Below are 17,778 nucleotides of genomic sequence, written 5' to 3'. Positions count from 1 at the left end.
ACTCCTGTTTCTTCGCCGCTGATTCTTTCACTTCTATCCTACTAAAAAATAATAGCGGTGTCCAATCGAAGAGAGAGTTAATAGAATACATTTTTTTATTCTAGAGCCGAACTTCTGCGAAGCATCCCTGCGGATATCGTTATAGCCGCTGCAATGCATACAACTGCCGAAGTTACCGACCATCCGAATCGGCTGGCATTAACGATCCCCGTAGTAACAGATTGATATGCAAAGCCGCTTAACGCACCAGGGCTCCACCCAAGAAGCTTAGGGAAAAGGCCCGCCAGCAAGGACAGCGCGACGGCGCCGCCAAGCGTCGAAAAGGCCGCCGCGGCAGGGCTCCGGAGCAGCGCGCTGAAAAGTATCGTTATCGTTACCACAAAGGACAGCCATAAGCCATAAACGAGAAGACTGCTAATTACCTTCGCAAGCGGTACTTCTCCGAATAACAGACCCGTATAATACCAAGAAGCGAAATAGCCGGCGGTGAGCGAGCCCCAAGTAAGCAGCAGCATAGCGGTCCACTTGGAACCGATAAAGGATAGCACTGAAATCGGCTTCACGAGGATGAGCGATGCCGTACCGCTGTTGCGCTCACCCGATACCGTACCCATACAGACGAGCACAAGAACAAGAACGCCAAGCGTGCCGAATTGCTGCAGCGTTTGCGCAAGCACCTCGGAGCCCGGAGGCTTCGGTATTTCAATAACCGTTCCTTCCGGTAAGCTGCCTGCCTGCTCAAGGATAACCGGCATGAAGTAAGCGGATACCGGCTGCATAATGCCCAGCAATAAGTAGACAAGCGGTACCCAAAGCAGCTTAAAGCTGCGAACAAGCTCGAGAAGCTCCTTTTGAACCATAACGATGAACCGGGTAAAGTTTGATGAAGCAGTCCGTTTATCTTCTATGAGATGTGATCGTCCCAAAGCTTTGATGCTCATGCAGTCACCACCTTCATAAATAAATCCTCTAATGACGTATGGCCGATTTCCAGTCTGCTCACTTTTACTTGCGAGCTCGTCAGCTCCTCCAGCAGCTTCCTTCTTGCTGCGTCCAATTCGTTAACGGTAAACCGGGCAACCCCATTCTGCAGCTGGACATCATGAAATAAGCCAGCGCTCTTTCCATCATCCATGGAAGAAAGGATTCCCTCCATATAAGCGGATAGCCAGCGTTTGGAATGATCGTCCTTTTCAAGCTGAAGCTCGATGACCGGCTTGCGGTGCTCGCTGCGGATAGCCTCAATCGCCCCTTGCAGAGCGATTTTCCCGTTTTGAATAATAATAACGTCATCGCACAGCTCTTCCGCATCATGCAGAACATGAGTCGAGAACAGCACCGTCGTTTCATGCTTCAGCCCGCGCAGCAGCTCAAGCACCTCTCTGCGTCCAAGCGGATCAAGCGCGGATACCGGTTCATCCATGACAAGCAGCTTTGGGTGATGCACAAGCGCTTGAGCCAGGCCAAGCCGCTGCTTCATCCCGCCTGAATAGGAGCTTATTCGTCTCTTGGCGGCGCTGGAAATACCGACCCGCTCCAATAGCTCCTTTGCGCGTTTTTTTGCAGCTTCGGCGCTTAGGCCGCATAATTTTGCCGCATAAACAACATATTCGTAACCCGTCATCCAAGAATAGAACGAAGGCGATTGGGGCAAGTAGCCGATCAATGCTCGATGATGGCCTGCTTGGGCAGAGCCCGGAAAGTCCATTTGCCCTGCAGTCTGCTTTAACAGCCCCGTAATCATCCGGATCGTCGTCGTTTTCCCAGCTCCGTTAGGACCCAGCAGCGCAACGCAGTGGCCTTCGGTTATCGAAAAGTCGATGCCCGCTACCGCCTGAACCGTACCGAATGTTTTCGTTAAGCCCTTCACCTTAAGCAGCGCCTCCATCACTCGCTCCTCCTTCCGGCAATAAAGAAGGCAATAGGCCCAACAATATTAGCAAATAAAATAATGAGCACCCACATCCACTTTGGTCCGCGCGTGTTCTCCGCCTTCGCGCAAAGCACCAAAGCGATCATCATCAAAATCAACTGAATGACGAGTACGGGCGCAACGATAGGCAAGATTTGCGACAGCTCAATTTGCTCGTTCATCCTAACGACCCCCTTTTTTTGACCGCAGTGCACACGATTTACTCCTTGTTCTTGCCGCCACCCCGCCGGAACCAGCCGCTTCGCACAAATACGAAATAAAAGAGGAGCGGCATCGGAAATTGAATCAATCCCCATAGGCCCCAAACCCAAGGCATGCTGTCTCTTTTGCGGGCATCAATAAACAGCCAGGTCGACTGCGTAACCAGCACAGCGATGAGCAGCACCCAACACCAGACGGGTAAAACCTTTAGCTCTTCCATGTGCGCACCCTCCTTCGGCCAAACGTCATACTGACGAATCCAATTCCGCCCGCTGTAATAACGGCTTGAAGGATAGCGAACCATATCCAATTACGATCTATAATCCACAGCATCGAGCCGAAAATGAAGCCTGCCGTTAACCAAAACAGCATGAGCTCCTTCCAAAGCTTTTTCTTCGTTTCCCGCTTATGCGCCTGCACGAAGTCTTCGAAATGCTGAAGCTCCGGAACAGGCGGCGCATGAGTGGCGTCAAAACGGGTTACTGCTTCTCCTAACTGTTCATCGAACCATTGCTGATCGTTATGATCCTCTTTAAGCTTCTTCATGTTCCGTTAGCTCCTTCCGCAGCTGCTTCAAACCGTTATGCAGCCTTGATTTCACTGTACCTACCGGTATGTCCAGCATCGAGGAGATCTCCTCCTGCGCATAGCCGTAATAATACTTGAGCAGTACCGGGATCCGAATATCGCTGTTCAGCTGACCTAACGCTTGCAGCGCCTCCGGCCATTCATCTCCCCGCTGCAACGTATCGTAGCGAATAGAATGCAGCGACTGCTCCTCCTGCAGCCAATGCTTTTCAAGCTCACTCCGGCGAACTCGGTCCACGACAAGCCTTGAAGCAATCGTAATGAGCCACGTCGAAAATTTAGCTTTGTTTTTGAACGTCGCGATTTTCTCAATCGCCTTCAGCATCGTCTCCTGCGTTATATCCTCCGCACGGGATTTGTTCAGCGTCACCTTCAGCACATATTGATAAAGAAAAGTATAGTTGTGCCGCAGCAGCTCAGAGAGCGCTCGCGAATCGCCGCGAACCGCTTGCTTAATCAGCTTCGTCTCGTCAAGCACGAGCGCGTAACCTCCTTTATTTCGTCTGTATGTAATTAAGACGGTTAACCCTCTTATTTCGTTCACTGGGATTAAAAAGTTTTTTACAAAAAAAACAACTGCGGAAGCGTTAAGCTCTTCTGCAGCTGTTGAGATGAAATGCCTATTCTATTGTTTACTTTGACTGCGGCTGTACCACTGCCACACAGGCTCGACGTCCTTGCGGTCGAGACATTTCACGCGGTATTCGAGCGGGCTGCCGAGCGCACGCACAGATAACGTGAGCAGCTTCTTACGCTGCTGCCCAACCGATCGGCTCACCCGCATCGTAACGATTTGAGGCCTCCGAATCAAATAGGTTGACCTGGATAAAAATCGATTGCGAAGCGTAAGCTGGCCTTCACTCAGCCTAACGCCTGCCGCGTTATGACAGCTGCTTCTCCACCATAGGACGAGAGGCAGAAGAAGCAGCGACCATAAGCCTTCCGTGTGAAAAAACATGATTAAAGCGGTACATGCCAGCATTGTAAGCAGCAGCTCGATTCTAACGTAATAAAGCAGCGCCCGCTTCGGCGCTTCCGTCAATTCAGCATTAGCAGGAAGCTTTACCTGCGGCACAAAATCTTTCAGCACCCCCTGAACGTCTGTGCGCTTTAGAAATGGATGCAGCATAAGCTGCTCCTTCTTATCCGATGACACGACCTGGAGCTGAATTTCCGCGTAACCGAACGCTTGACGCAGCAGTCCTTCCTTAACGATGACAGCCTGCACCTTCTTCGAATCAAAGACGAAATTTTTCTTCTCCAGCAGTCCGTAGGAAACCGATATTTGCCTGCCGTCCCTTTTTACCGAGAAGCCGCTGTACTTTAAGACGTACAGTATAATGGAAAGCAGCCAGGCAAGCCCGAGCCCAATGACGATAATAAAGAAGATAAATATATAGCTTGGCATCAAGCTCGCCGAATCTTCCATAACATTCTCGAAAAAATGATCCGGAAGCAGCAGATCAATAAAATCATCTGCAAAGGAGTACAAACCTGCGGTAAAAGCCGCAACGAGACCGAAATTCATCGAAGTCGCAGCCGCTTGAAGCAGCTGTGCCGGATGCAGCGAGAAGGCCGGCGCGCTTCTGCCCTGTTCAGCCGGAGCCTCTGCCGTGAGCGGCTTGTCATTCACCTTTACAATCAACGGCTGGTTCGCCGTCTTATCGTCCCGTGCAGCGGGGTCAGACGCTGCTGCATGAACGGGCTCGCTTTTCGATTTCGCTTGCCTTCTTAGCATATGCTGAATATCGTTTGCTTCCTTAATCGAGAGCGCAGGCAAAATACCGTCCGCCTTGTTGCTGCCGCCTGGAGTCTCGATCTTGACCTGCGCTACTCGGAGCAACCGCTGTATAAGCGGCTGCTCTACGTTGACGGAATGGATGCGTCCATAGTAAATCGTCTTCTCGTCCCGGCGCAGCCACCCTTTGCGAATGATGATCCGATCCTCCTCCAGCCAAAAGCCGAAGCGTCTCCATTCAAGGAAGCTGAACGCTAATATAGCGGTCGCAAGTAATGCAGCACCTGCATACCAATACCACTCCAGCCCTAACCAATCCGTTCCTTTAAGCAATCCGATTAATATTAAAGGAAGAAAACCTCGGATCGTATTCAGCAGCCCGAACAAAATATAGATCGGATGAAGCGTACGGCGCTCATTCATCCTGATCATCCACCTTAGCCAATATACCTATCCGCCGCTTCAGCTGCTGCGCTTCCGGCTGCTTTAAGCCGCTAATCCGATGCGTCGTCGCAGCGGTAACGATCGATACGCTGGCCAGATCGTACTTGCGCATCAGCGGTCCGCTTTCCAGCTCAACATGCTGCACACGAACCATCGGTACGAGCACGTTGCTCAAAAAGATAAGTCCCGATTGGATTTCCAGCTCATCGTCAAACAGCTCATATTGAAATCTTGCATATTTCATCTGCGGGATCATCCATGTAAACAATACAAACGTGATTACAACGATCGCGAGTGCGATCCAGCCGGGTATTAGCGTCCAATCCCAAATTAAGGAAAATGTAAAATAAGCGATAATGAAAGCCAGTAAGATCCCATGCGTAATAAGTCCGCTAATACGGTAAACCGTAATATAGTCACGGTGAAGCCGCCTTGTTAACACCCGATCCATTTATGTATCTCCCCCCTTTGTCTAAGGCAGTACAATTAGTCCCGCCTTCGAACGAGTCAGCGCTCTAGCACCATGCTCCGTAATCAAATAGCTGTTCTCGATGCCAACCACGCCCTGCCCCGGAAACGTGAATTTGGGTTCTACAGCAATAACCATCCCAGACTCCAGCGGCATTTGAAAGCCTTTCGCAAGTACAGGCCACTCATCGATTTCCAGCCCGATGCCATGCCCCAGAAACTTGGCCTGATCTGCGCCAAATCCCATAAAATGCTCCGACAGCTTTGCCGCTGCACATCTCTCAAGGGCATCTTCGTAAAGCTTCGAGCAAAGCGTACCGGGTATCATCAGCTTCTCTGCCGACGCAATGACCGACTCCGACACATCATACGCATGCTGCAGCGTTTCAGAAAGCCCGCCGATTACGGCCGTGCGGGTCTGATCAATGACATAGCCGTCCACGCAGCAGCCGATATCGATTAATATGGGTTCATTTCGCTTGATGACCGACCTGCTGACGCTTTGCGGTGAAGACGCGCCCAGTCCAAGACCGCCGGCAGGCCCGTCAAAATAAGTCGGAACGGCTGCCGCTGCCCCCGAAATAACCATGCCGGTCGTAATCTCTTGATTGAAGCCGCGCATGCGCATCAAGCCGATATGCCCGCGGATGCGAAGCTCGTATTCAACGCGCGCCATCCACTCAAGCTCGCTTATCCCTTCCCTCAGCACGTTCAAAGCCTCGCTTAGCGCTTCTGCCACAACCTCGGCAGCGGCTTCAATTCGGCTAATCTCCCATGGCGCTTTTATCATTCGTATTTTGCGAATATGGGCTGAACCGTCAATAAGCTCGCAGCGGCCCGACGTGCCAAGCAGCTCCGACAGCTTTAAGTAAAGCTGGGCCGGAAGCACATCCAGATCGGCTGCTATCTTCAGTTCCGTTCCTTTAACAAACAAATACGCGTATTGCTGAGTAAGCGTCTCTCCAAATTGACGAAAAGCACCGAGCTCAGCTACCTGAACCGCTGTCTCCAGCCTGGCGCGCGAAACGCTCCGCCGAACGTAAAAGGTAGCCTTGCCAGTGCTTGGAACAAACAAATACCCGTTTTGCATCGACCCGCTAAAATAATAAAGATCTACATTTTGAGTAATAAGAAAAGCGTCAATCTGTTCCGCTTGCATCACTTCCTGCAAACGTCCAATTCGCTGATTTACAAGCTCAGCAGGAATATCAGGCGTAATGTCCGTCATTTCGATAATCAACTCCTATACTATTTCCCTCCCCTTATTACACCAATTTTCCAAATTTCCGTCAACCTGCGACGAGCTCTGCCGCCCCCTTTATTTCCCATTCTATTGGCTCCAATATTTGAAAGGCTCGCGGATAAGCGATATGGACGATCATCACCACACCCGGCTGCTGCAGCGTAACCTCATAGTCGTAGGCATCGTTTCGGTAAGTATATGGGAAGGCTTGATCCGCATTTACGATGTCAAATACGACCAGCTCCACCGGCTGCTTCAAGAATGATTCCGGCAGCGGCGCGCCGTCCGCATCCAGCTTTAAATTTTCCTGTAAATATACAGCTGCTGTTTTTGCCGCCTCATCGGGCGCTATACGAAGTAAGCCGTCTCCAAGCGCCGCTTGATCAAGCTGCTGAGCCGCCGCATGCGCTGCCCGGTTGACTGCGTGCTTGCCTTGGAATAAGGTTTGCATGGCGAGCTCCTCGTCCACCTGCAGCAGATGAATCGAAACCCATACCGTCATCATCACTACGATAAGCAGCAGCTTGTACACCGGCTCATCCGCCTCCTTCGCTTACGGCACATATTCACTCATTTTCATTCCAAACGCCCGCATCCGCTCATTTGGCAATGGCGGCGTCAAGCCGATTAACCGGTCAATTTCAAATAAGTTCTCATACGGATAACTCATCGTTAACGAAATGCCGGTTCCCCGTAAAATAGGGGCGCTCGGGTCCGATGCCGCAAGACCGTTCGCAGCAGCGAGTTCAAATTCGATTTCGTCAGGGCGCATGCCGAACCGGGCCAAACGCTGTCTGGACTGCTCCTGCATTTCCCCGCTGATGTAGCCGTAGCTGCCGCTAGCCCCTACTTCCAGCAAATAATCGACTTCCTGCTGCAGAACGGCTTGCCTAACGATAAGAACATGCTTATAAATAGGGGAGAACATTAGCCAGCATAATAGCGCGGCAAACAAAACGAATATTAAAATTTGCTTCATGGGCTCATTCCCCTAATGTGGCCGCTAACCGAGCCGCCCGCTCCATCAAGCTGCCGCTTCATTCCTCCATCGCCTTCCGCGACGGCTTGATAGAGAATAATCACAGTAACGAGCAGCAGCATGGATACAAGAATACCGCGCAAAAATGGACACCTCCGCTCATTCGTAAATACAGGGATGCTGAGCTTACGGTAGCAGTTGGCCGATCCGCGTGTTTGCCGACGTTCCTTGCGATTCGATTTGGCTTCTTGTTCCTGTCGTGTCCTTCGCGATGATCGTGTTGAACAGGACGATAACGACAACGAGCAGCATGACTGTCATCAAAATGTTGCGCATGCTATCACCTCCTTTCACAATCGACTCAAAAATTCAGCTAAGAGACTGAAACAGCTTCTGCCCCTCCCTCACCCAGGGATAGATAAACACCTGGAAGGTGTATAAAATCGGAATGCCCGCAATAACAAACAAAAAATAAGAGGTCGATTCCTTACGGCTTTCTTTGGCCAGCTCGATCTTCTCCTTATAATCCGCAATATGTACGCGCAGCAGCTCATAATATTGCGGACTCTCATGCAGGCGGAGCGCATCAAGCGTCTCTACAAAGCTGAGGCCCTCATCCGTTCCAATCCTTTGCTTGAACCGCTGCAGCGCTCCCCCCGCATCATGGTACCATTCGGCCAGAAGCTGCTCTAAGTCCTGTCGCATCGATCTCGTAAAAGGGATGCACCGCAGCAGCTTCGCATGGATATGCAGCGAGGAATCCGATAAGTAAAGCAGCTGCTTGCTGACGGCAAATATTTCTTTGGTCATTTGAAGCGCACGCATCTTGCGAATGGAACGCAGCCACACTAAGTCGACATAAAGGAACAGCATAATCAGCAGCAAGCCGGGACCTGCATAAGAGGTTGGGACAAACGCATTTATTCGCTCATGCCAAGCAGCTGCAATCATAATCAATCCGCTATCTGCGAGCAGCATAAGCCTTCTTGCAAATACATACCATGCGGCGTCCACCGTTACTCCGCAGCCTGCGAGCAGCAGCTCCCGCTCCATGAAGGAAGGATGCTGCCTTGAAATACGGAACAGCCGCAGCCAGCCATCCGGCGCTTGCTTCGTCCGCCAGCTTAGTACGGCGGCCAGATGCTTCCACCGGGCTGCACGCGCCGGCCAAAGCTGGAGTATGGCGTAAATTGCCGCTGCTCCAAATATATACTGACCTATTAGGACGGCTAGCCTTATCGCATGTTCTGTCCATTCAAGCATCGCGTTCTCCTTTCAAATTTTTTTGCGCGAGAGCCATAAGCCCATCAGAAACGAAGCGAAGATGAGCATCATCGCATTCAGCAGCATATCCCGACCCTGCGGATCGACGACATAATAAAAATAGGAATTATCCTTGTTGTACCGAAGGTTGATTCCGATAAATAAAGCGAGAAACAATATCGGCGAGAAATTGGCTACGCGAATTTCCAGCAGCCGATTTCGTTCCTGCTCGTTCGCGCGCCTCGCCCTGCGCATATCGGTCAGAAGCTCCTTTAAGCTGTCCGATATGGGTACTCCCTCCACAAGCGCCACCCGCAAAATGTTCACGAAATAATCCGCCCACAAATGACCAAGCGATGCGGCGAGCAGCCTTAAGCTCGCCTCGTCATCGCCTCGTACCGACAGATTGCGGTAAAGCTGCTCAAATACCGATTGCATCGGCCCGAGCAGTCTCCGCTCTTCCACCGTACGCTGCAGCGCTATTCTTACCTGACGCTCCCCCGTAACGAGGTAGCATTGATAAAAAAGCTCTACCGCAGGTAAAAAATCCATTTGCGTCTGCATGCGCCGGTGCACGAGCATGGCCCTCAGCGACGTATAGGGTAACGAGCCCAGCAAGCCGCCGAACAATAAAACTCCTTTCGCGGTTTGAAAAAATATACCGCCCGATGCGACCCCTGCCAGCAGCAGCAAGCCGGATAGACAAGCAAATGCGGCCGGCGTCATCTTCAGCTCAAGCGTCTCCAGCAATTCAGACAAATGGAGGCGAAGCCATTCATAACGCTTAAAGCGTCCGGACAGCCACCTTCGCCAGCCTCTGCCCGCTCGGTACGCCAGCTTGCTTCTCAGCTGCTGCTCCTTCGACCAGTACAGAAGCAGGTTATACAAGGCGAGAAAAAATAAACAAAACAATAAGCATGCAGCTGCCGCTGTCGAAAGCTTATTCATCGTTATCTCCTCCAGCAGCGAGTCGAGCCGCTGCGCTTACCGATGGAGGCGATGGATACAGCCAATCATTCTGCGCCTCGTCGAACCTCACCCAATCTCTCACATTGGCTTGCCCATCCTCCCAGCACAGCTCGCCTATGCGGCTTATGACCCGGCGTCCGTTCAAATAGCTCATTTCAATGCCGATTTCCGTTACATATTGCGTGATACGCTTCACTAGACGTTCCGCGTTCATGCCCCTGCCATCGAGCATGCACATGTCGGTTATGGCCTCCGGCACATCCTCGAGCTTATTGGCATGCACTGTCGTCATACTCCCGGAATGGCCGCGCGTGCAGGCACGAACGTAAATGTTCGCGTCCAAATCGCGAATTTCGGCGTGGATGATACGCTGAGGCGATTGCCTGAGCGCGAGCTTGAAAGCCTGATCCGAGCGGTGATAGGCATCCTCTTCATCCGTCATATATTCCACGACATTTTTGCTTGGAAAATCACGCCCGAGCATCATCTCGAATCGCCCCTCGATCGTAATGATCCGCTCCACGTCCGGTAGCTCCGCGATCAACGCCTTCATCAGATTTGTTTTGCCCGAGTTGGTCGGTCCAATGATAACAAGATTGAATCTTGCGGCTAGTATTGCTCTGAGCAAGCGCTGTATCCGCCCATTCATCGTTCTGTACGCCGGACTGGACAACGTCCCCAAGCTAAAGCTGCGGACGGTGTAGAAACGGATCGTCAAGGTTGGGCTTGCCGTGAATCCAAAGCCGGTCATCGTCACCCGCGAGCCGTCGCGCAGCATCACCTCAGCCCACCGCTTACGCGGATTAATGCGGTCATTATTGTAGAGGACTAAATTTTGCTGGATTCGCTCCACCTCCCGGATGCTGTCAAAACGATAGGGTGACGGAGCCGTTACGCCATGCTTCACGATGAAAATTCTTTCACCGACAACCTGAATTTCCTCCAGTCCTTCCTTATCGGCGAGCACCAAATCAAGGACGCTCAATCCGATCACCTCTGCAAACAACGCTTCTGCTAAAGTTTGGTACGGATGCTGTACATTTGCCGCTTCATGGATGCGCAGCCTGATCAACCGGTCTGTGATGACCGCCAGAACCTGCTCGCGCTCCTGCGAGTAGCCGAGCACAGCGCGATTCAACGTCTCGCTATATTGCCTGCGCTCTTCCTCGCCTAGCCCGTGCGGAGCGCTTAAATAGGTTCTGATCTCATCGGCGAGCTTGGCAAATTGTTCCTGCGCGTCAGTAATCAGGTAAGGGACGGCTGCCGCATCCTCGCGACGCTCCCTCTCCGATTGCATCTGTGCTGCGAACTCCGATGGCGAAAACCGGTTTTGCTGCGCCGTCACGAGCTTGTACCATTGCGGTGTGCGAGCAGCTTCCGGTACCAGGGTTGAACCGATACCGGTGTCGCCATACTGCGAATGCCATGCCGCTGCATCAACGCTTTAGCGGGCTCTCGCATCTTTTGTCTCCCCTCCGTATCGGCTTTCAGCCATTCCGCATACGTTCCGCTATCCAATTGGCTAAAGACCGGCTCGCTTAATTGAAGCCGGCCAAGCGGCGATGTGCCCAGCTCTTTGCAAATATGCTTCATCTGATAACCTCCATTTCTCCATGGACCGTTGATTATGAGCGAATCGTATTGTCCGGGAGCAACCCCGAATAAAGGAGATACTTGTCCAATCCAGCGCCTGCCGTCCTCTTGAAAATGCGACAAAGCAGGCGTAGTCACTAGAATTCGCGAGCCGGCTCTTCGGACCGAGCAGATGGTAGCTGCATTATCCCAATAAGCGCCCACATCCGTGACTACAAACGAGAAGGCCTGCTCTGCGACCGCAAGCAAATGCTGCGCTTCTTCTGGCGTGAAATACTCGGCTTGATCCCTCATTAGATTTCCGAAGAGCACCTGCAAATTAGGCAGGCTTGGTACCGGGTAGGCAGCTCTGCGCAGCTTCTCCGGCGTCAATGTGCACGAGCGCAGCTCCGGACGAAGCTTATCCAGCGTAACGAGCGGCTCGTCAACTCCTATGTAGCGATGGATCTTCGCACTCTTGAGATTGAGGCATAAATATCCGATCGGCTTGCCGCTTGCTTCTGCCATCCGGTAAGCTGCTGCAAACGCCGCTGTCGTCGTTCCGATATTGGGCGTAGTGCCAATAAAAACGGCTAGTGGCGCTATAGCTCCGTTCACGGACCATCCCCCTCCTTGCGGGCAAGCAAATCAAGCGATTGCGGGCTGTATGCTACGACAAGCTTCAAGGCACCGCTCTTGCACAAGCTGTCCAGGTGAAGCCACTGCTCCTCCGTTAAATTTAAATTTAAGTAATCAATCATCCCGTTTGCTTCCCGCCTTGAAGCATACATTTGCTCCTTGTTTCCCTCAGCCAGCGAAAATAAATGGGGATTCTCGATATTATCGATCTCTACGTTGCCCGACGTCTTCACCGAAGCCACCGTGACCGCATCCGGATAGAGCCGCTTAGAGGGAGAATCCTCCCCCGACGCATAAAGCAGCACCTTGTCGCCCGCTCTAATTCCGTTTGAAATCGAGCGGATATACTCCTTCGGAATTTGAAACGTCGATTCGGATCGTCTGGGCTGCAAATAATAATCGTCGACCTTCCAAATCAAGAGCGGTTCCCCTTTGCCTAGAGGTATCATCGTTTCCTTCCCTGCAGCATGCTCCAGTTTGATTACCATGTCGGAAATATAAGCAGCCTGCGGAACCCTTTTATACTCCAGATCACTTTCCTTCAGCCGCTCGCCCGCTCCGATAAAACGCTTTGGAACGAGTACGGCTACCGTCTCATCCCGTTCAATTTGAATTCGCTGCAGCTCATACATGCCGTAAACCATGCTTGCCGACAGCACTGCAGCCGTTAAGCTAATAATGGCATTCCGTCTCCTCTTCATCTCCACACTCCTCTCCGAGCATAAAAAAAGAACGCACCAGCAGCCATCTAAGGCGTACTGCGTGCGTTCTTCGCATAATAGAGCTCATATATAGGTTTGCAACAAGTAATTGAGTTCATAATAGCAATTGAATTTTCATTTGTCTAGCATTTTTTTCCTAATTCCATCAAAATCCGGTTAAAGCAAACAAAAAAAGCCATTCAGCAAGAGGAAGAGGATACCCCTTTTAGATGCTAAATAGCCCTCATCGTCATCAAAAATCAATTAATCCAACGCTAATCAACAAAGCATCGTCAACCTTACGCATCGTTTCGTCATCTAAATGCGTAATCTTATCGGTTAGCCTTTGCTTATCAATCGTTCGGATTTGCTCAAGAAGTACGACTGAATCGCGGTCAAAGCCATGCGCGGCAGCATCCATCTCAACATGAGTAGGCAGCTTCGCCTTCTGAATTTGAGCTGTGATCGCAGCCACAATGACTGTAGGGCTAAAACGATTACCGATATCATTCTGAATGACCAGCACGGGGCGAACACCGCCCTGCTCCGATCCGACGACTGGCGATAAATCCGCAAAAAACACATCTCCGCGTTTTACAATCAACCTCTACACCCCGCTTACGAGACGGCCTAACGTATGATCTGCTTCTTCCTCCGCTTGAAAAGCTTCCGAGGCCATGTTCAGGTTTATTTTCGCCATTTCCATATACCCGCGCTGCATGGATTCTCGAATATGACGTTTTTTGCGCTCCACCAAGTAAAGCTTCATGGCTTGCCGAATAAACTCGCTGCGGTTGGAGTTTTCCTTGGCAACAATCCCGTCAACCTCTTCCAGCAAATGATCTGGCAGGCTAATCATGATTCTTTTGGTATTTTGTACATTGGCCACCGAACTCGCACCCCCAAAACTTTTCCAAAACCTTAATACACATTATGACAATATATTGCCGATGCTATACTTAAACATATCTATGTTAGCCGTATATCAAATATGCTGTATGTTTTCATGTATAACCCTTATAGATGATCTGCCTTACTACATTCGAGATATTTGGCGAAAATCCTCTTCATTTACAAAAAAATGAAAGATGAAAAAATTACCAAATCGAATTATGTCTAAGCTATGGGGTTATTGATTGCAATAATTCGGCCACCGCTTACGTAAATGCGAGGTACACGGGCAGCAAGCATACAGATTACTTCATAGTTTAACGTGCCAAGCTGCTGTGCCACTTCTTCCACCGTAATAACAGCATTACCCTGACGCCCGATAAGCACGACCTCTTCCCCTGGCTCAACGGGCAATGAAGCTGTATCAGAAACAGCAGGATCAAGTGCAATCATGCATTGATCCATGCAAATCGTACCTCTAACCGGTACCTTCACGCCGCGCACAAGCCCGTGGGCTTTACCTGATAGCATGCGGCTAAAGCCGTCAGCATATCCGATCGGCAATGTTCCGATACGTTCTTCACCCTTGGTCACATAACGCGTGCCGTAACTGATTCCCCAGCCCGCAGGCGCTGTTTTGACCATAACAACTTCCGTTTTGAGCGTCATAACAGGCTCCAGCTCGATGCGCTGCTGATTGACTTCCTCAGACGGAAATAAACCGTACATACTGATTCCCAGACGCAGCATGCCTCCCGCAAAGTGCGGTGTGTCAATACCTGCAGCGCTGTTAGCTGCATGAATAATCGGGATAGGCAAGCCTTTCTGTTCGACATACTCGGCAACCTCACGAAATCTGTCGTATTGCAGCATCGTATAGTTTTTGTCAGACTCGTCTGCGCGGGCGTAATGCGTAAACATGCCTTCAACTTCAAGCTGAGGTATTTGCAAAGCCTTCTCGATAAAGGAAACCGCCGCGTCCTTCCCGATCACGCCAAGCCTTCCCATGCCGGAATCGATCTTGATGTGTACCTTGAGCTTGCGTCCGCCAACGTCAGCGGGCAGCTTAGCTGCAGCCTCTATAATGTCATCCCGAAACAGACTTATCGTAATATTGTGTTCTCTTGCGACAGACAAGGCATCCGCAGCCACGAAACCTAGCACGAGAATCGGGGTTTGAATGCCTGCCTTCCGCAATTGCAATGCTTCATCTAGAAACGCGACTCCTAAATAATCAACGCCAAAGCGCTCTGCTTCACGTGCTACCTCTACAGCGCCATGCCCGTAAGCATTCGCCTTGACCGAAGCCATAAGCCGGCAGCCCTGTGGTATAGCATTGCGAAAAGCCTGTAAATTATGTCGTAATGCATCTAATGATAATTCAACCCTCGTCGGGCGATAAAACGAATCCAAGCCGTTCACCTTCTCCTCATTTGGCAGCCACAACAGTCCGAGCAGCAAACATCAATAGAAATAATGTTAAACGTTGCTGCTGAGACTGTCAATGAAACGAACTCCGGAAATGGCTAGTACGTCTTGGAAATTCGGCTGTTTTCCAGCTTTATTTCCCGATTTCACCCTGTACCGACTGCGCAACCTTAATCATTTCGGTTTCAGGAAGGTTTGCGCTTGTGAGACGGAATTGATGCCCTTCGTACGTCCAGGTAAGCGTCTGTGGCTCATCGCCGCTAAGCTGCCCCATCGTGAAGCCTAAATCCACCATCATCCCTGGCACTAACGATGCCGCTTGATCTTTGGGCTCGGTTTGAATAAGAGTATAGCTATAATCACCCGTGTAGCGAAGCATCAAACCAGGGTTGCCGCCAAACACGATGTCGACTAATTCCGGCTCCGATACGCCTTCTGGCGTGTAAGAAGGCTTCATCGCGGTAAAATCAGCACTCTCTTCTGTTTTTGCGCCGGTTGCTGCGTCGCCGCCTTCATCCTCGGCTGCATTGCCGCTATCATTCGTTTGATCATCGCCGTCCACGGCGCTGCCATCATCCGGATTATTTCCGCTCTCATCCGCATTGTTATCAGGCGCTGCTGCATTTCCTGTCGTCGAATCATTGCCGCTTTGCTCCGGAGTGGCCATCGTCGGCTCTTCGGTAGTTTGGCTGGAAGGCTCAGCCTTCATATTCGCTTCCGTCTCGAATACCGCCTTATCGAATTTTGGTCCGAAATCGAACTTGTCAAACTTCACCTCAACCATAACCGCCGCATTCGTATCGCTGACTTCCACCTGAACAGGCTTGTAGTCCGATTTGTTCAACCAAATCTTTTGACGGGCCAGCGAGCCGTTATTATAGTTCGCCATTACGTCAAACACATAAGCATCCTCATCTACAACAAACTGCCGCGAATTATCGACCAGGATGCTTTGAACCAGCGTTTGGTACAAGTATACTTGGCCTTGATTTTGCGGCCAATCACTTTGGAAGCGGAACACTTTATTCAGCTTCGGTGTGAGAACGAATACGCCGTCGTCATTGCGAAGCACGATTTGTGTAATGTCCTTCTCTTCGTTCGTCAGCTTGATCCGATAGTACTGCGGCTTCTGGTACGATACCTCCACTTTATACTCGAGTGGCTGCTGGCCCGTCCGCAGCGTCATCGTCCCACTACCTTGATAGCTCTCCATGCTGTTTACTACCTTGTCGAGCTCCTTAACCACGGACTCGGCGTCCTTTGTTCCGCAAGCTGCTAGTACTAATGAAAAACATAATAATACTGCCGCGGTCCATGTCATGCGACGCATGTAATCATCCCCTCTGCACATTGTTTTTACTGGCTGATAACATGTCTATGAGGGGACTTGACCAATTATGCGGACTAGTTTGACAAGCATGACAAGCGGTGTGATTTAACGTTTACTCCATAGCTCGCAAGACCGGGTCCGTCGCGGGCTCTGTACAAATAAAGTACTTACGTCAACGATTGAGCTGCGGATAGGGTTTGCAGGCAATTCAGCAATATTCCAATATTAACAATCCAAAGCTTTTTAGTTAATCGTTTGGTAACAATCATTTTCTACACTTCAAATATAAATAGATTGATAGGGAGAGGATCATTTTGTTGAAAAAAAGATCTTTGATTACTTTGAGCTTGGCAGCACTTCTAATCTTCAGCGGCTGCGGAGCTAATACTCCGTCAACATCCGGTCAAGAGCCAGTTAAAGAAGAGACTGCAGCAGAAGACTCAACAGAAGCCGTTGCTGGAAAGCTTTCCTTCTACACATCCCAGCCGGAAGAAGATATTACGAAGTTGGTAGCAGCCTTCAATACAAAATTTCCTGATGTTACTGTAGAAAGCTTCCGCTCCGGAACAGAAGAAGTAATCGCCAAGATCCAAGCAGAGAAGCAAGCTGGCAAAGTGCAGGCAGATGTTCTCTTGTTAGCGGATTCTGTAACATTCGAAGGCTTGAAAAAGCAAGATTTGCTAGCCTCCTATCAATCCCCAGAGGTTAAGAGCATTCCAGCACAATTCGTTGATCCGGACGGGACTTATTCCGGTACGAAAATAATGGCAACAATTCTTGCTGTTAATACGCAAAAAGTAACAACCTTGCCTACTTCATGGCAAGTGCTTGCAGCTGCTGAGAATAAAGATGCTGCCATTATGCCAAGCCCGATATATTCCGGAGCTGCTGCGTATAATATTGGAGTTTTATCACGTACTGACGGATTTGGTTGGGATTTTCTGGATAGTTTGAAAGCAAACAACATAACCGTTATTAAAGGAAACGGCGCCGTACTGAAAGCTGTGGCCAGCGGAGAAAAAGGTTACGGTATGGTCGTTGACTTCATGGCAGCTCGCGAGAAGGCCAAGGGCTCTCCTGTTGAATTAATCTACCCCACTGAAGGTGTTCCCGTTATCACGGAACCAATCGCCATTATGAAAGATTCAGCAAATGAAGCAGCGGCAAAAGCTTTTGTGGACTTCGTATTATCAGAAGAAGGACAGAAAGTTGCAGCTGAAATCGGCTATACGCCAATACGTGAAGGCGTACCTGCACCGGCAGGCTTGAAAAGCAGCATTGAATTCAACATCCTTTCCTCTGATATCGCTGTATTAACTGAAAATCGTGAAGCAGATAAGAAGCAATTTATCAAGATGTTTGGCGAATAAGAGCCGAATTGGAGCGCATGC

At 50.4% G+C, this 17,778-nt stretch carries 23 protein-coding genes; 1 reads left to right on the top strand and 22 read right to left on the bottom strand.

The window, feature by feature from the left end:
• Window positions 1-95: 95 nt before the first annotated feature.
• The 22 genes from AC0YNZ_RS18210 to AC0YNZ_RS18105 form a co-directional block, all read right to left on the bottom strand.
• Window positions 96-941, bottom strand: a complete 846-nt coding sequence (locus tag AC0YNZ_RS18210; protein WP_475827962.1) for an ABC transporter permease — start codon at window positions 939-941, stop codon at window positions 96-98.
• A complete protein-coding gene (locus AC0YNZ_RS18205) occupies window positions 938-1,888 on the bottom strand; it encodes an ABC transporter ATP-binding protein (protein WP_475827961.1) in 951 nt (316 codons plus the stop codon). The genes AC0YNZ_RS18210 and AC0YNZ_RS18205 overlap by 4 nt, the downstream gene beginning before the upstream one ends.
• A complete protein-coding gene (locus tag AC0YNZ_RS18200; protein ID WP_475827960.1) occupies window positions 1,888-2,094 on the bottom strand; it encodes a PLD nuclease N-terminal domain-containing protein in 207 nt (68 codons plus the stop codon). The genes AC0YNZ_RS18205 and AC0YNZ_RS18200 overlap by 1 nt, the downstream gene beginning before the upstream one ends.
• A gap of 38 nt (window positions 2,095-2,132) precedes the next feature.
• On the bottom strand, window positions 2,133-2,354 hold the full coding sequence (locus AC0YNZ_RS18195; protein WP_475827959.1) for a sigmaY antisigma factor component: 222 nt from the start codon (window positions 2,352-2,354) through the stop codon (window positions 2,133-2,135).
• Window positions 2,342-2,680, bottom strand: coding sequence for a YxlC family protein (locus tag AC0YNZ_RS18190; protein ID WP_475827958.1), 339 nt, complete (start codon window positions 2,678-2,680; stop codon window positions 2,342-2,344). Before AC0YNZ_RS18190 ends, AC0YNZ_RS18195 begins: the two co-directional genes overlap by 13 nt.
• Window positions 2,667-3,200: an RNA polymerase sigma factor SigY gene (gene sigY, locus AC0YNZ_RS18185; protein ID WP_475827957.1), complete on the bottom strand. Its 534-nt coding sequence runs from the start codon at window positions 3,198-3,200 to the stop codon at window positions 2,667-2,669. Before sigY ends, AC0YNZ_RS18190 begins: the two co-directional genes overlap by 14 nt.
• A gap of 147 nt (window positions 3,201-3,347) precedes the next feature.
• Complete coding sequence (locus AC0YNZ_RS18180; protein WP_475827956.1) at window positions 3,348-4,883, bottom strand: PH domain-containing protein; 1,536 nt, start codon at window positions 4,881-4,883, stop codon at window positions 3,348-3,350.
• Window positions 4,876-5,355, bottom strand: coding sequence for a PH domain-containing protein (locus AC0YNZ_RS18175; RefSeq protein WP_475827955.1), 480 nt, complete (start codon window positions 5,353-5,355; stop codon window positions 4,876-4,878). Before AC0YNZ_RS18175 ends, AC0YNZ_RS18180 begins: the two co-directional genes overlap by 8 nt.
• Before the next feature lie 21 nt (window positions 5,356-5,376).
• Window positions 5,377-6,600, bottom strand: coding sequence for a M24 family metallopeptidase (locus AC0YNZ_RS18170; protein WP_475827954.1), 1,224 nt, complete (start codon window positions 6,598-6,600; stop codon window positions 5,377-5,379).
• Between the two features lie 61 nt (window positions 6,601-6,661).
• Window positions 6,662-7,147, bottom strand: coding sequence for a hypothetical protein (locus AC0YNZ_RS18165; protein ID WP_475827953.1), 486 nt, complete (start codon window positions 7,145-7,147; stop codon window positions 6,662-6,664).
• A gap of 21 nt (window positions 7,148-7,168) precedes the next feature.
• A complete protein-coding gene (locus tag AC0YNZ_RS18160; protein ID WP_110772632.1) occupies window positions 7,169-7,594 on the bottom strand; it encodes a hypothetical protein in 426 nt (141 codons plus the stop codon).
• Entirely contained in the window at window positions 7,591-7,737 is a 147-nt protein-coding gene (locus AC0YNZ_RS18155; RefSeq protein ID WP_475827952.1) for a hypothetical protein, read from the bottom strand. The genes AC0YNZ_RS18160 and AC0YNZ_RS18155 overlap by 4 nt, the downstream gene beginning before the upstream one ends.
• 43 nt (window positions 7,738-7,780) lie before the next feature.
• Window positions 7,781-7,930 carry a hypothetical protein gene (locus tag AC0YNZ_RS18150; RefSeq protein ID WP_475827951.1) on the bottom strand — a complete coding sequence of 50 codons (150 nt, stop codon included), beginning with the start codon at window positions 7,928-7,930 and terminating at the stop codon, window positions 7,781-7,783.
• A 33-nt stretch (window positions 7,931-7,963) separates the two neighbouring features.
• Window positions 7,964-8,857 (bottom strand): hypothetical protein, encoded by an 894-nt coding sequence (locus tag AC0YNZ_RS18145; RefSeq protein ID WP_475827950.1) that lies wholly within the window; start codon window positions 8,855-8,857, stop codon window positions 7,964-7,966.
• Between the two features lie 12 nt (window positions 8,858-8,869).
• Entirely contained in the window at window positions 8,870-9,805 is a 936-nt protein-coding gene (locus AC0YNZ_RS18140; RefSeq protein ID WP_475827949.1) for a hypothetical protein, read from the bottom strand.
• On the bottom strand, window positions 9,798-11,123 hold the full coding sequence (locus AC0YNZ_RS18135; RefSeq protein ID WP_475827948.1) for an ATPase, T2SS/T4P/T4SS family: 1,326 nt from the start codon (window positions 11,121-11,123) through the stop codon (window positions 9,798-9,800). Before AC0YNZ_RS18135 ends, AC0YNZ_RS18140 begins: the two co-directional genes overlap by 8 nt.
• 44 nt (window positions 11,124-11,167) lie before the next feature.
• Window positions 11,168-12,016 (bottom strand): CpaE/TadZ family protein, encoded by an 849-nt coding sequence (locus AC0YNZ_RS18130; protein ID WP_475827947.1) that lies wholly within the window; start codon window positions 12,014-12,016, stop codon window positions 11,168-11,170.
• A complete protein-coding gene (locus tag AC0YNZ_RS18125) occupies window positions 12,013-12,738 on the bottom strand; it encodes a CpaB family protein (protein ID WP_475827946.1) in 726 nt (241 codons plus the stop codon). Before AC0YNZ_RS18125 ends, AC0YNZ_RS18130 begins: the two co-directional genes overlap by 4 nt.
• 253 nt (window positions 12,739-12,991) lie before the next feature.
• Window positions 12,992-13,342: a type II toxin-antitoxin system PemK/MazF family toxin gene (locus AC0YNZ_RS18120; RefSeq protein ID WP_028609438.1), complete on the bottom strand. Its 351-nt coding sequence runs from the start codon at window positions 13,340-13,342 to the stop codon at window positions 12,992-12,994.
• A gap of 3 nt (window positions 13,343-13,345) precedes the next feature.
• On the bottom strand, window positions 13,346-13,627 hold the full coding sequence (locus AC0YNZ_RS18115) for a CopG family ribbon-helix-helix protein (RefSeq protein WP_475827945.1): 282 nt from the start codon (window positions 13,625-13,627) through the stop codon (window positions 13,346-13,348).
• A 227-nt stretch (window positions 13,628-13,854) separates the two neighbouring features.
• On the bottom strand, window positions 13,855-15,042 hold the full coding sequence (alr, locus tag AC0YNZ_RS18110) for an alanine racemase (RefSeq protein WP_475827944.1): 1,188 nt from the start codon (window positions 15,040-15,042) through the stop codon (window positions 13,855-13,857).
• Between the two features lie 148 nt (window positions 15,043-15,190).
• Window positions 15,191-16,387: a LolA family protein gene (locus AC0YNZ_RS18105; protein ID WP_475827943.1), complete on the bottom strand. Its 1,197-nt coding sequence runs from the start codon at window positions 16,385-16,387 to the stop codon at window positions 15,191-15,193.
• Between the two features lie 314 nt (window positions 16,388-16,701).
• On the opposite strand from AC0YNZ_RS18105, the gene AC0YNZ_RS18100 reads away from it, so the two are divergent.
• Window positions 16,702-17,757: an ABC transporter substrate-binding protein gene (locus AC0YNZ_RS18100; protein WP_475827942.1), complete on the top strand. Its 1,056-nt coding sequence runs from the start codon at window positions 16,702-16,704 to the stop codon at window positions 17,755-17,757.
• Window positions 17,758-17,778 lie beyond the last annotated feature (21 nt).

The organism is Paenibacillus sp. J2L1-98, from assembly GCF_056269405.1.
This window is presented reverse-complemented; position numbering and strand designations above follow the sequence as displayed.